At 27.0% G+C, this 13,218-nt stretch carries 16 protein-coding genes; 9 read left to right on the plus strand and 7 right to left on the minus strand.

Going from position 1 to position 13,218, the window contains the following annotated elements; all coding sequences use genetic code 11:
• Positions 1 to 15 precede the first annotated feature (15 nt).
• Positions 16 to 1,257: an ABC transporter permease gene (locus ACTG44_RS09905; RefSeq protein ID WP_479918726.1), complete on the plus strand. Its 1,242-nt coding sequence runs from the start codon at positions 16 to 18 to the stop codon at positions 1,255 to 1,257.
• Positions 1,258 to 1,398: 141 nt separating this feature from the next.
• Here the strand turns inward: ACTG44_RS09905 and ACTG44_RS09910 are convergent, their stop codons facing one another.
• Positions 1,399 to 1,965: an ABC transporter substrate-binding protein gene (locus ACTG44_RS09910; RefSeq protein WP_479921659.1), complete on the minus strand. Its 567-nt coding sequence runs from the start codon at positions 1,963 to 1,965 to the stop codon at positions 1,399 to 1,401.
• Positions 1,966 to 2,351: 386 nt separating this feature from the next.
• Between ACTG44_RS09910 and ACTG44_RS09915 the strand changes: the two genes are divergently transcribed.
• Positions 2,352 to 3,086 carry a class I SAM-dependent methyltransferase gene (locus ACTG44_RS09915; protein ID WP_021384641.1) on the plus strand — a complete coding sequence of 245 codons (735 nt, stop codon included), beginning with the start codon at positions 2,352 to 2,354 and terminating at the stop codon, positions 3,084 to 3,086.
• A 115-nt stretch (positions 3,087 to 3,201) separates the two neighbouring features.
• Here the strand turns inward: ACTG44_RS09915 and ACTG44_RS09920 are convergent, their stop codons facing one another.
• Entirely contained in the window at positions 3,202 to 3,693 is a 492-nt protein-coding gene (locus ACTG44_RS09920) for a prolyl-tRNA synthetase associated domain-containing protein (protein ID WP_021384645.1), read from the minus strand.
• A 351-nt stretch (positions 3,694 to 4,044) separates the two neighbouring features.
• On the opposite strand from ACTG44_RS09920, the gene ACTG44_RS09925 reads away from it, so the two are divergent.
• From ACTG44_RS09925 to ACTG44_RS09935, 3 genes are all read left to right on the plus strand, one after another.
• The gene (locus ACTG44_RS09925) at positions 4,045 to 4,428 is read left to right on the plus strand and encodes a PBECR3 domain-containing polyvalent protein (protein ID WP_021384664.1); all 384 of its coding nucleotides are present in this window, start codon (positions 4,045 to 4,047) and stop codon (positions 4,426 to 4,428) included.
• A 456-nt stretch (positions 4,429 to 4,884) separates the two neighbouring features.
• Positions 4,885 to 5,268 carry a YtxH domain-containing protein gene (locus ACTG44_RS09930; protein WP_021384651.1) on the plus strand — a complete coding sequence of 128 codons (384 nt, stop codon included), beginning with the start codon at positions 4,885 to 4,887 and terminating at the stop codon, positions 5,266 to 5,268.
• Between the two features lie 2 nt (positions 5,269 to 5,270).
• Positions 5,271 to 5,621: a hypothetical protein gene (locus ACTG44_RS09935; RefSeq protein WP_021384646.1), complete on the plus strand. Its 351-nt coding sequence runs from the start codon at positions 5,271 to 5,273 to the stop codon at positions 5,619 to 5,621.
• 141 nt (positions 5,622 to 5,762) lie between these two features.
• Here the strand turns inward: ACTG44_RS09935 and ACTG44_RS09940 are convergent, their stop codons facing one another.
• The 5 genes from ACTG44_RS09940 to ACTG44_RS09960 form a co-directional block, all read right to left on the minus strand.
• Positions 5,763 to 6,545 (minus strand): N-acetylmuramoyl-L-alanine amidase, encoded by a 783-nt coding sequence (locus ACTG44_RS09940; RefSeq protein WP_021384648.1) that lies wholly within the window; start codon positions 6,543 to 6,545, stop codon positions 5,763 to 5,765.
• Between the two features lie 139 nt (positions 6,546 to 6,684).
• Positions 6,685 to 7,122 carry a deoxycytidylate deaminase gene (locus tag ACTG44_RS09945; protein ID WP_021384638.1) on the minus strand — a complete coding sequence of 146 codons (438 nt, stop codon included), beginning with the start codon at positions 7,120 to 7,122 and terminating at the stop codon, positions 6,685 to 6,687.
• A 151-nt stretch (positions 7,123 to 7,273) separates the two neighbouring features.
• Positions 7,274 to 7,408, minus strand: coding sequence for a hypothetical protein (locus tag ACTG44_RS09950; RefSeq protein ID WP_021384696.1), 135 nt, complete (start codon positions 7,406 to 7,408; stop codon positions 7,274 to 7,276).
• 377 nt (positions 7,409 to 7,785) lie between these two features.
• Positions 7,786 to 8,586: an ABC transporter permease gene (locus ACTG44_RS09955; RefSeq protein ID WP_021384690.1), complete on the minus strand. Its 801-nt coding sequence runs from the start codon at positions 8,584 to 8,586 to the stop codon at positions 7,786 to 7,788.
• A gap of 194 nt (positions 8,587 to 8,780) precedes the next feature.
• Positions 8,781 to 10,379: a recombinase family protein gene (locus ACTG44_RS09960; RefSeq protein ID WP_479921660.1), complete on the minus strand. Its 1,599-nt coding sequence runs from the start codon at positions 10,377 to 10,379 to the stop codon at positions 8,781 to 8,783.
• 295 nt (positions 10,380 to 10,674) lie between these two features.
• Between ACTG44_RS09960 and ACTG44_RS09965 the strand changes: the two genes are divergently transcribed.
• The 4 genes from ACTG44_RS09965 to ACTG44_RS09980 all read left to right on the plus strand — a co-directional run bounded on the left by ACTG44_RS09965 (position 10,675) and on the right by ACTG44_RS09980 (position 13,188).
• On the plus strand, positions 10,675 to 10,851 hold the full coding sequence (locus ACTG44_RS09965) for a hypothetical protein (protein ID WP_479921661.1): 177 nt from the start codon (positions 10,675 to 10,677) through the stop codon (positions 10,849 to 10,851).
• A gap of 158 nt (positions 10,852 to 11,009) precedes the next feature.
• Positions 11,010 to 12,140 (plus strand): 1-propanol dehydrogenase PduQ, encoded by a 1,131-nt coding sequence (locus tag ACTG44_RS09970; protein ID WP_479921662.1) that lies wholly within the window; start codon positions 11,010 to 11,012, stop codon positions 12,138 to 12,140.
• A gap of 240 nt (positions 12,141 to 12,380) precedes the next feature.
• Positions 12,381 to 12,731: a BMC domain-containing protein gene (locus ACTG44_RS09975; protein WP_021384706.1), complete on the plus strand. Its 351-nt coding sequence runs from the start codon at positions 12,381 to 12,383 to the stop codon at positions 12,729 to 12,731.
• Between the two features lie 7 nt (positions 12,732 to 12,738).
• Positions 12,739 to 13,188, plus strand: coding sequence for a EutP/PduV family microcompartment system protein (locus tag ACTG44_RS09980; RefSeq protein ID WP_479921663.1), 450 nt, complete (start codon positions 12,739 to 12,741; stop codon positions 13,186 to 13,188).
• The last annotated feature ends 30 nt before the right edge of the window (positions 13,189 to 13,218 follow it).

Genomic DNA, 13,218 nt, shown 5'->3' on the forward strand with positions numbered 1-13,218 from the left:
TATAAGGAGATAGGTATGTCTACACTAATTAAATTTGAATTGAAAAAAATAATAAAAAGAAAGTCTACAATAGCAGTTATTTTAGGAAGTTTAGCCCTAAGCATAATTCTTTTTTCTTTAATGCCACTTCAAGAAAGAGCTAATGACGAGAACGGAAAAGAGTATAGAGGTCTACAGGCTATTGAACTAAAAAAGCAACAATCTAAATTAAATGATGGATACATAACAGATAAAAAAGTAGAAAACTCAGTTAAAGAATATCAAAAAATGTTTAATAATTCAGACAATATTATAAAAGATGAAAATGGTTTTTCAGATTTTAAACCAGATATTTATTGGAAATTCTTTTATCCTAATAAGAGTTTTTACAGTTTTATAATAGAGTCATATAGTAAGCCTAATGATTTTGATTCCTCTATAATTAAAACAATGTCACTAAAAAATGGTGTTGATTTTTATAAGTCTAGAAATGAAAAAATAAATACAATCTTAAATATGGAATATGCAGATGGAAATTATACACAAAAAGAAAAGGACTTTTGGTTATCTAAGAATAAGGAAATAAGCGAACCCTATTTAAATGGATATTATCAAGGTTGGGATTATTTCATATTATCGAGAGATTTACTGATTTTTACTATATTAGCTATTTGTATAAGTATAGCTTCTGTATTTTCAGGAGAATATCAATCGGGTACTGATTCAGTGATATTATCTTCTAAATATGGAAAAAGTAAAGTTATAACAGCCAAAATAATAAGTTCCTTTTTATTTGGGACAATTATTTTTATAATAAACACAATTGTATGTGTTGGGATACTCACTTTGTCTTTTGGAATGGATGGATGGAATTTACCATTACAACTTACAACTAGCTCAGTTCCATATCCATATACACTTTTACAGGCAACCTTACTAAGTATATTAGTTATTTATATTATATTAATAGCATTAATTAGTTTTACACTTTTATTATCCTCTTGCATGAAATCACCTTTTCCAGTTTTAATTACGAATATAATAATACTTTTCGTACCGATATTTTTACAATATAGTGAAACCAACAAACTTTATAATCTGATTTTACGAATTTTGCCATCAAATGCTATTTCATTTTCGTTTGCTAATTATATAGATTACAAGATTGGCAATCTAATAATAGATTTACCAACTATGATTATTTTTACATGTTTAGTATTTGCAATTCTTTTCTTACCTTTTATTAAAAATAATTTTAAAAAACACCAAGTTAATTAAACTATATAATATAAAAAACTCGAGGATACAGAAATAAATTATGGTTAATTTCTGTATCCTCAAGTTTTGAAGTTTTGTATTTAAGTTAAGCAATTATAAAATATGTAGTTTAGGGATTATAAGTTTATGTTATAAACATACTTATTTTTGTACATCAGTTCTTACATTAACATTACCTGCTTTTAGATTTTCTCCAATAGTAAGTCCTTTATCTTTTAGAACATATTCAAAAGTCATAAGTGGAACTCCACCTTTTCTACCACCTAATATTTCTTTTCCTTTTAAATCCTCATAAGAGAAATTAGACATTTTTTTTCTAGCCACTAAAAAACTTCCATCTCTTTTAGTCAATTGAGCAAAGTTTACTGCATAATCATTTTTGTTTTGATTATATACATATATAGATGCTTCAGGACCCATTAGACCTACATTTGCTTCGCCTGAAATCAAAGCAGCCATAGTTTTATCTGCACCTTGAGTATTTATAAGGTCTATTTTTATACCTTCATCTTCAAAAAAACCTTTTGTAATAGCAGCGTATTGAGGAGCATAAAAAACAGAATGAGTAACTTCTGCTATAGTTACTTTATCTAGATTTTTAGATGAAGAAGAGTCATCCTTTTTATCATTAGAATTAAAATCACATCCAGTTAGACATAGCGTGCCTATAACAATAGAACTTGCAATTGCGACTATTTTTTTAAACATAATAAATACCTCCCATAAGACATCCGAATAATATATAGTATTAAATATTTATTATAGTTGTTACAAAAACGTATCTATATTTATTCTATTTCTACAAAAACCTAAAAATAAATTTAAGTTTTATGTTTAAATTTTAAGTAATATATAATCATGGATAAATTATATTGATTATTTATAATTTAAAGGGTAAAATTAAAATACTATCATTTTCATGTATTATATATAAATACTAATTTATTATATATACAAAATAGATTAATTTATATGAAAAGAATTTATATATATAAAGTTATATTATGATTGTTTTTATATGAAATTACCTAACTTTATAGTGCAAATTTAATTGAGAATTACTGAGTAAACATAATAAAAATGGAGGAAATTATATGAAACAAAATAAATATGATAATGACGAATTCTTTGACAAATATAGTAAAATGGAACGTTCTATAAATGGACTAGCAGGTGCTGGAGAATGGCATGTTTTAAAAAAAATGTTACCTAACTTTAAAGGAAAACGAGTTTTAGATTTAGGTTGTGGATTTGGATGGCACTGTCAATATGCAATTGAAAATGGAGCAGAGTCTGCTGTTGGAATTGATATTTCAGATAAAATGCTAAAAGAAGCTAGAAGTAAAACAAAATTTGATAATATAAAATACATATGTATGCCTATTGAAGATATTAGTTTTCCAAAAGATAGTTTTGATATGGTTATTAGCTCTTTGGCATTGCATTACATTCAATCATTTGAAGATATATGTAAGAAAATAAGTGATTGCCTTTCAAGTGGAGGTGACTTTGTATTTTCTGTTGAACACCCTATATTCACTGCATATGGAACTCAAGAATGGTATTGTGACAAGGATGGTAATCATCTTCATTGGCCAGTAGATAGATACTTTACAGAAGGAGTGCGTAAAGCTAATTTTTTAGGAGAAGAAGTTATAAAATATCATAAAACACTAACAACTTATCTAAATACTTTGAATAAAACTGGATTTGAAATATTAGAAATAATTGAACCTCAACCAGAAGAAAAACTATTAGATACAATTCCTGAAATGAAAGATGAGCTACGCAGACCTATGATGTTGCTTGTAGCTGCAAGAAAAAGATAGTAAAAACAGTAGAGTTAACTATAAATAAAATTTCAACTGATAAACTGAAAGGGCAATCGTATTTTTAAAGAAGGCAAAAGTAGTGAGTTCTTTTGCCCTTTCTATCAAGTAATAATTATACTTCTACATAATATATTTCATTTCCATTTTGTTCGATAAGTTTTTTCATATCTTCAAATTTTAAAAACACAGTAGCAGTATTATCATTTGGATGTATACCTATTTTATCCATTTTTAATAAATCTTTATCAAATACAACTTTTACAATAGCCTCTGTATCGTTTAATATACCAAAAGGAGTTACAGCTCCCTTAGTAAGTTTTAAGTATTTTTGAAGTCTTTCTTCTGATGCAAAACTAAGAGGTTTACTATCAATTTGTTGACGAATATCTTTTAAGTCTGCTTTTTTGTCTTTACCTAATACAACTAAAAAATGTTCTTTCCCTTTAGCATCACGAAGAAATAAATTTTTTACAACAAATTCCATATGTAATGTCTTTAATTGTTCCATTTCTTCAATTGTATAGACTGGTGGATGACTCACAGCTTCATAAGGTATATTTAATTCATCCAATTTTCTATATACTTCTTGTTGTTGAGTGTTCATAATATCCTCCTATTGGAAATTTATTTTATATATAAATAATATTATCATAGAAAACTTTAAAAGAAAACGTTTTATAACATGTAAATACTAGATTATTTTCTTTTAGTCAAATAATCCTATAGGAATAATATAAATCTACAAAGCTAAATAAATTTAAAAAATACTTGTAAAAAGGACATTATTTACTATTTATAAATTATATAAAAAGAGATTATATAAAGTCACATATGAAAAAACTATATTATACTATCTTTTCTTTTTGGAATAAACTATACTTTAAATAGATATATTTAATTTTAATAAATTTTACCGTATTAACAGTAATTTATCTTAGAAAGGAACGTGCTTTATATGTCTACAGACAAAGTTGTTGGAATCATAGATGAAGAAATATCAGAACTTGCTGGAATTGAATATACTGGTAAAATTTATGCTTCTTCTGGTGTTATAAAACATATAAAGAAAAAACATAGGTGTCAATTAAGCAAGGATATTGTTAATGATATAATAGATACTATAAAAATGGTACTCAAGTCTCCTGAATATATAGGTAGTCATCCCAAAAAACCTGGGAAAAGTGTAGAGTTTATAAAAAAAATTGATGATTATATTTTAGTAGCTACAGAACTAGATACAAAAAAAGGCTACTTATATGTATCTTCGCTATATGCCATAAAAGAAGCAAAACTAGAAAGTAGAATTAGTAGTGGAAGAGTAAAACAATACGACAGTTAACATAATATTATTATTTTTCCAAAACTATTGAAGAATATTATTAAATAAGTTATAATTATAATATATACGTAGATATTTATTAGTTAGATTTGAGGTTGGAAAAGGCACCCAATACGCTACTATGGAGTAGTTAATAGAGATGCAGGATACGCCGCCCTGCCAAATCTAATTAAATTTAAAAGAGAGGATTAATTCCTCTCTTATTGTTTTTTGAGCTACTAAATAACTTTATATAGAAGAATTAGAGTATAAATATATTTACTTATGTTAAAGATTTTTTTGTATTTTAGCCATCAATGCAATGTAATTTATGGAATGATATGAATAATCTTATCATCATGTGAAAATATATAAAAGAATTTTTATTGGTTTCTAAAAATTTAGTTAGAAACTATATCATTATGGAAAAAAATGTATTATAATATTTAGAAATATTATAATAAGGGGCGATTGGATATGAGTTTATCAAAGAAAATAGAAGATAAAAGAAAAGCTAAACAAAGAGCTGAAAAAATTAAACAAGCCAAAGTTGCTACAGCTGGTGTAGTGCTAGGAGCTGTTACTGGTGCAGTGAGTGGAGTATTGTTGGCTCCTAAGTCAGGCAAAGAGACAAGAGAAGATATAAAAGATGCTTCACAACAAATTGTTGAAAAAATAAACATAAAAACGGTAGATGTAAAAGATAAAATGTCTGATAAACTAGAGGATAGAAAAGGAAATTTTATAGAATCAAAGAAAAAAATAAGAAAGTATATAGATAACAAAAAGAATATTGAACATTCTAATGAGGAAGATAAAGTAATAGATATTGTTGAACCAGTTAGTGTTACTGAGGAATAGGAATGAACAATACAATAACAATTAATATAAGTATAATATATATATTATTAGCTGTACTTGGATGTGTTGCTCTAGTTTATTTAATTATTGTACTTGCTAAATTACATAAGATTTTAAATACTGTTGGTAATATGTTAAATGAAAATACTCAAAATATAAATACAACTTTAAATAATCTTCCTAGTGTTGTAGAGAATTTTGGAGAAGTAGGCGAAAATATGAAAGATGTAACAGAAGCGGTTACTGAAGTTACAGCAGACTTTCTTGTTACTAAAGATAGTGTCAAATCAAATATGGATGTTATAGTTGATATATTGACCATAATTAAAAATATTTTTCTAGATAAAAAATAATATTGGTTTTAATAAGAAAGTTAGTATTAAAACAGAAAATAATTTGTCAATAAAATGAATATGAATAAAGATGTATCTATTAATTAATAAACTAATAATTAGATACATCTTTTATTAGGTTTTTAAAAAATAATTCTTATTTTATAATTTATCTATTTGTTTTAATGCCAATTTAACAGTTTCATATCTATCAGCACCATTTATTACTACATCGCCTTTTACAAGCCTGTTAGCTTCTCCACCTACAACATAAACTTTTTTACCTAAACCTTGCTTATAACTAGATGCTTCAACCATTAAAGCATCTTTTAATTGCCAATATAAAATTTGAGCTGCTACTTTGTCTGCGTCTCCTGTATAAACTATTACATTTTCATACACTTTATTTCCCCCTTGAGAATTTGATATAGATTTGTTTAATATTCCTTCTGCTATCAATTTAGCAACTTTATCTTTATTGTTAATATAGTAATCTGTATCTGCCTTACTATCTACAAAACATACTTCTATCAATATTGCTGGTGCATCAGTATGATTAAGCCAATAAAGACCTCTAACATCAGATTTTGCACCCCTATTTTTGAATACTGTAGCTAATTTAGCATTTACTCTTTCTGCATGTATTTTACCATTAGTAGTTTTATATATTGTTTCTGTACCTTCTGGAGCTGAAGTTGTGACATTTGCATTAAAATGAATTTGAACAGCTAAGTCAGTTTCTTGTTTGTTTGCTATTTTACATTGGTCTGCCAAATGATTATTTGATTCATCAACTCTTCCTGTATAAACAGTAGCTCCTCCTATTTTAAGCCATTTGACAATCAAGTCGTTCATTATTCTTGTTTCTTTACCTTCATTTATATATCCAACAGCTCCTGTACCTTTTCCAGTTAAAGTATGCCCTGGTATTACTACTACTTTCAAATTATGCATCTCCTTTTCAATTAAATTTAACCTCTATTTAATATATGCATAACTTAGAAATTTGTTTCTTTTTATACCTTATAGCTTTAATATAAGATATCTTGTAAATTTATAGAGTATTAGCTAAGAAGTATTAAAGTTATAGTTTTGTATATAAGACATTGCTTGATTGCAATAATTTTATAGCATATTCGTCTATTCTATATCCATTTCTATAATATATATGTTTAATTCCAGATTGAATTATAGCCTTAGTACAATTTAAACAAGGAAAATGAGTTACATAAATGGAACAGTCCTTAACTGCAATACCTTCTTTTGCGCAATAGTAAAGAGCATTTTGTTCAGCATGAATTGTTCTAATACAATGTCCATCTCTCATCTCATGACCAACTTCGCTACAATGCTTATCTCCAGAAATGCTACCATTATAACCAGTAGACACAATTCTATTTTCTGAGTTTACAATTATAGCACCTACATAAGCTCTATCACAAGTCCCTCTTTCAGCTACTGTTTCACACAATCTCATAAAATATTCTTGCCATGAACATCTATTTTCAATTTTATTTTCCAAATTAATCCCTCCAAACTTATGTCTAATATATAAGATTTATACCTTAAAAATAGTATTAAAAACAAATTTATATTATAAATATACTATAAATAAAGTAATTTAAAATAAGAAAACTGTCTCAATAAAATCGAGACAGTTTTATAATCAAGGTTTATAATACAAGTTCATATTTTTCTTTAAATTCTTTTACAGCTTCAGGCCATGCCTTTTGTTCTGTAATTCCTTTTTCTTTAGCTATTTTAATTGCAATTTTTCTTATCATTGCAGCTCCCTCTAATATTCCCATTTTTAATCTCCCTTCAAATATCTTTTTGTACAGAATATAAATAGTGCTAAGATTTATTACATGCTGCATATACACTATTTATACAACATAGAACTTCTAAATTCCTTTTATTTTCATACGTCTTTAACCGACATATAATTATATTCAGTAAGTTTTAAAATTATCACTTAAATAATTACTATTTAATCTTTTTTATTATTTACTTTCTTATTTACACACTAAAAACTGTAGGTAAATTTGTCTTATATCTTCACAAATATTCCTACAGCTTTAATTATTAAAAATGTATCTCTTTAATTTCGAAAAATGATTACTTATAAGAAATCATTCCTTATTATAATCACTAAAATAATCAAATGTCTTGAATAAAATTTTATTTATCTAGAATTGTATATTTTTTCTATAATATTAACTACAGCGTACATTGCCCATGCACAGATAGCCAATACAAATACACCCATCATTACTAAATCTAATTTGAATACTTGAGAGCCGTATACTATTAAGTATCCTATTCCATATCTTGAAACCAAAAATTCTCCAACTATTACTCCTACCCATGCCATACCAATATTAATCTTAGTTAAATTTATCAAGTTTCCTGTATTTGCAGGTAGTATAAGTTTAAAAAGTATTTGAGATTTACTCGCTCCAAAACTTTTTAACATTTTAATTTTCTCTTCATCCATATTTATAAAATAATTATAAGCTGAAAGTATAGTAACAACAACAGAAATAGTTACAGCTGTTACGACGATTCCTTCTATTCCAGCACCTACCCAAACTATGATTATAGGAGCCAAAGCAGTCTTAGGAAGAGCATTTAAAACTACCAAAAATGGGTCTAATATTTTTGATAATTTCTCTGACCACCAAAGAGCAATTGCTACCAAAATACCTAAAACAGTCCCTATAACAAGACCAAGAACAGTTTCATATACAGATATTCCAATATGCTTAAATAATTGACCACTAGATGCATATTGAATAAATAAATTGTAAATATCACTTGGTTTGCTAAATAGAAATGTATTTATAACATTTAAGTCAGCTAAAAGTTCCCAGACTACAATAAAACCAATTAGAATTAATAACTGGTAGAACAATACATTTCTTTTTTCTCTTTTTACACCTTTAACATAGTTTATATATCCTTCAGATCTTTTATTAAGCCTCATGTGTATCTAGCTCCTTCCATAATATGTCGAAATACTTTTGAAAATCAGGAACTTTACGTGTTTTGAGAGGCGTTTTTGTTCCATCCATATTAAGTTCAATGTCGTAAATGTTTTTTATGGTAGCAGGTCTTTTAGATAATATTGCAACCTTATCTGATATGCTTATTGCTTCTACTATCGTTAAGAAAGTGCAACTAATGTTTTAAAGAAACAGAATCATCTATTTCAGCACCCATATAAATAATATTAAGATTTCCTAAGCTACTATCCCAAATAACAGAATCAATAATAGTAGATAACAATAATCTCTTATCATCTAAACTAGTATTATCAACTTCATCACTAAATCTTTTTAAATTGCTAACGATGATGTCTAAATTAAGATGATTACTACTAATATTTACATCTCTAGATTTCAAGTCATTAATTTTACCCTTTAAGATACTAATTTCATTATTTAAGTTTTCAACTTGAGAAATTATATAATCACAAGCAATACTGCCAGTATTTTTTGCAAGTTCTTTAATTAAATTGTTAATAAGTTTCTCTTTATCTGAAACCTGACTTTTAAGTAAATTAGTTTCAGAGTGTAAATCATTAGAAATATTGCAAATTTTAATTTTATTGATATTAAATGCACTTATGATAGACTCTACATTACAGTTTTTAATTTTATCTACAACTAAACTTTCAACTAATGGTCCATTAAGGTTTTTGCAGTTACAACTATCAACACCAAGTGTTTTTTTAGTACCACATACATAATAATATTTTAAATCCTTATCAGTTTTTTTACCTTTATAAGTGATTCTCATATTAGCACCACACTTACCACACTTTATAAGACCAGATAAAAGAGCAGTTTTACCAGTTGCTATTCTTGGTGTCTTATCACGATTTTTATCTAGCTGAATTTGAACTTCAAGCCATATGTCAGGCTCTATGACTCCATGATGTTTTGCAATTGCTGCTATTGAATCAGATGTATTTTTAGCATATGTTAGTATTCCACATCTTCTATCTGGAGTTCCTACAACGTCCATACCATTGTTTCTAAGATATTTTAAAATTTCATCATTAGCTTTTACATATGCTGGATTTCTAAGTATCCTAGATAAAGAACTAGGGTCAAATTTACCACCATGAGGACCTCTTATCCCATTATGATAGACATATTTATATAATTTTGATAAAGACCTAAGTTCTAAGTACTTATTATATATCAGCTTTACAACTTCCATTTGTTCATTATTTACTTGAAGCTTATACATGCTTCTTTCTTTTAGGTTTTCGTCTAAAAAAGTGATTTTTTCACTATTAAATCCATGAGGTGTTTTACCACCAAGCCATCTACCACTACGAGCTAATTCGTACATATTATCTTTTATACGTTCTGCAATTGTTTCTCTTTCTAATTGGGCAAATACACTTGATATAAACATCATAGCTCTTCCCATTGGAGTAGAGGTATCAAATTGCTCTTTAATTGATATGAATGAGATATCTAGTTTGTTTAATTTTTCTATTAAAGTAGAAAAATCAGATACATTTCTCGATATTCTATCTAATCTATAACAAATTAGATGATTGAATTTTTTATCTTTTGCATCTTGCATCATCTTTTTAAATTGAGGTCTATCTATATTACTACCACTAAAACCTTCATCCTCATATATAAAAAAATCTTTTATACCAATAGATTTAGCATAATCCATACATAATTGTATTTGATTTTCTATAGAGTCACCTTTACCAGTAAATCTTGATTTTCTTGAATAAATAGCAGCTTTCAAAATTAAGACCTCCTACAAATTAGGCTATATATTTGAAATCATTTATATAAAGTATTTCAAATGAATATATTAATTGGTTGAATTTATATAATTCTCCTCTTTATAATATATGACTATTTATTTCTTTTATTTCTTTGCCACTAAAATTTCAAATCAATTAGAAATTTTGATACTTAGTTGTATCAGGACAAATCTATAACTTCATAGATTAATATAAGAGGGTCAGAATCCAAATATTTTAAAATATAATTTTTAAAATTAGTGGTTATAACAAAAACATGTAGGAGGCTTGCATATGGAAATCAAGGTTATAGAGACTTTTCCTAAAGATGAAGCTAAAGTTAATGAAGTAGAGATGGCTAAAGCCAACTGGTTTGTGAATATAATAAGTAAAAAATATCCTAAAGAAGTTTTAAGTAATGCTTTTACTGTTTTAGAAAAAGAATTAAATGTAAGTAAAGTTGATACATAAGCTTAGATTATTGATTTTAATATACTATGACTTGACATTATATTAATCAAATAGTATATTTTTAAATATAGCACAACGAAGTGTTAAAAGAGCAATGGAGCTCCATAGATAAAGTCTATGGAGCTTTTTTGCGTATTTAACTTAAGGAGGATGGTAATTTGAATAATTTTGAGATTAAAACCAAAATAAAATTTGGAGAAGGTTCACTAAAAGCACTGCAAGAATTAAAAAACAAAAACGTATTAATAATAACAGACCCATTTATGGTTAAATCAAAAACAATAGATAAAATAACATGTAACTTAATAAATTCAACATATCAAGTTTTTGAAGAAATAGTACCAGACCCACCAATAGAAATAGTAGTAGCAGGAATAGAAGCATTTAAATCTATAAATCCAGATGTAATAATAGCATTAGGTGGAGGTTCTGCAATAGATGCTGCGAAATCTATAATGGATTTTTCTAAAAAAATATTAACAACTGACGAAGTAGAATTTATAGCAATACCAACAACAAGTGGAACAGGTTCAGAGGTAACATCATTTGCAGTAATATCAGATAATCAAAAGGGATGTAAGTATCCATTAGTAAGTGATGATTTGCTTCCAAATATGGCAATACTAGACCCAGAACTTGTAAAAACTGTACCAAACTTTATAACAGCAGATACAGGTATGGATGTATTGACACATGCGATAGAAGCTTATGTATCTACAAATTCTAATGACTTTTCAGATGCACTAGCTGAAAAAGCTATAAAACTAGTATTTAAGTACTTAATAAAGGCATATAAAGATGGAAATGATATAGAAGCTAGAGAAAAAATGCACAATGCCTCTTGTATAGCAGGTATGGCATTTAACCAAACATCACTTGGTATAAATCATTCTATAGCACATGTATTAGGTGGGAAATTTCATATACCACATGGAAGAGCAAATTCAATATTACTTCCACATGTTATAGAATATAATGCATCAATAGTAGGATATACCAATCCAACTTACTCAGATACAGCTATGAAGTATGCACAAATAGCAGAATTAGTAGGGCTTGGGAATGGTAATATAAGAATAGCTGTTAAAAACTTAGTAAATGAAATAAAAAAATTACAAAAAGAGATGAATATGCCAACTAAATTGACACAGTGTAAATTAAGTTTAGGAGATATAATTAATGAAGAAAGAGAAATAGCTAAACTTGCTATAAAAGATACTTGCACATTAACCAATCCTAAAGTAGCAACTGAAGAGGATATAATAAGTATATTAAATAATATTAAATAATTACACTTTATTACATGTAAACATAATATTATACAAATAGGGAAAATGTTTTTAAAAATATAAATAATATATTGACAAATATAAAACATAAAACTATAATGAAAGTATCACAAAGGCGTGATACTTTAGTAAAAAGCAACGGAGCTTCTTAGGAATATTAATACTATTCTTATGGAGCTTCTTTTATTTTAAGCAAATAACTTTTTAGTAAACTATATTTAAAGAAAGTAGGGAATAAATTTGGCTGAAGAATCTAAGCAAAGAGTTATTCAAGAATATGTTCCTGGGAAACAGGTCACATTAGCACATATAATAGCTAACCCTAATGAAGATATATATAAGAAGTTAGGATTGGTACTCGATAAAAAAGATGCAATAGGAATACTTACTATAACACCAAGTGAAGCATCAATAATAGCAGCAGATGTTGCTACAAAATCTTCAAATGTATCTTTAGGTTTTATAGATAGATTTAGTGGTTCTGTAGTAATATCAGGTGATGTAAGTTCTGTAGAATCAGCATTAGATGATGTTTTAGAAGTTTTAGGAAATATGTTAAACTTCTCATCTACAAAAATAACAAGGACATAATAATACAATGAAGAATATAATATTTATGGGAAAGACAGGTAGTGGGAAAACTACTCTATGTCAAAAACTAGACCAATTGGAATTGAAATATAGAAAAACTCAGTCAGTAGAACTCTACAATAATGCAATAGATACTCCAGGTGAATATATGGAAAATAGAAGTCTCTACAATGCATTAATAACAACATCAGCAGATGCTAAAATTATAGCCATAGTGTATGATGCTACACAAGAAGAAAATTATATAGCACCAGGATTTGCAAGTATGTTTTGCAAAGACGTAATAGGGATTATACCTAAAATAAATAAAGCTACTAAAGATGAAGTAAACATAGCTTATGAGAGACTCTCACTAGCAGGAGCAAGCCAAATCTTTAAAGTAGATACAGTGGATAATATAGGGCTTGAAAAATTATTTAAATATCTAGAAAAATCTAAAAATATAGATGAAATTTAAGGGGAAATGTTTTTTTAACTAAAAAATATG

It is taken from the genome of Clostridioides sp. LIBA-2809, from assembly GCF_056688965.1.

Coding starts and splice junctions, on each gene's coding strand:
- ACTG44_RS09905 (WP_479918726.1), top strand. CDS start 16: ATGTCTACACTAATTAAATTTGAATTGAAAAAAATAATAAAAAGAAAG.
- ACTG44_RS09910 (WP_479921659.1), bottom strand. CDS start 1,965: ATGTTTAAAAAAATAGTCGCAATTGCAAGTTCTATTGTTATAGGCACG.
- ACTG44_RS09915 (WP_021384641.1), top strand. CDS start 2,352: ATGAAACAAAATAAATATGATAATGACGAATTCTTTGACAAATATAGT.
- ACTG44_RS09920 (WP_021384645.1), bottom strand. CDS start 3,693: ATGAACACTCAACAACAAGAAGTATATAGAAAATTGGATGAATTAAAT.
- ACTG44_RS09925 (WP_021384664.1), top strand. CDS start 4,045: ATGTCTACAGACAAAGTTGTTGGAATCATAGATGAAGAAATATCAGAA.
- ACTG44_RS09930 (WP_021384651.1), top strand. CDS start 4,885: ATGAGTTTATCAAAGAAAATAGAAGATAAAAGAAAAGCTAAACAAAGA.
- ACTG44_RS09935 (WP_021384646.1), top strand. CDS start 5,271: ATGAACAATACAATAACAATTAATATAAGTATAATATATATATTATTA.
- ACTG44_RS09950 (WP_021384696.1), bottom strand. CDS start 7,408: ATGGGAATATTAGAGGGAGCTGCAATGATAAGAAAAATTGCAATTAAA.
- ACTG44_RS09955 (WP_021384690.1), bottom strand. CDS start 8,586: ATGAGGCTTAATAAAAGATCTGAAGGATATATAAACTATGTTAAAGGT.
- ACTG44_RS09965 (WP_479921661.1), top strand. CDS start 10,675: ATGGAAATCAAGGTTATAGAGACTTTTCCTAAAGATGAAGCTAAAGTT.
- ACTG44_RS09980 (WP_479921663.1), top strand. CDS start 12,739: ATGAAGAATATAATATTTATGGGAAAGACAGGTAGTGGGAAAACTACT.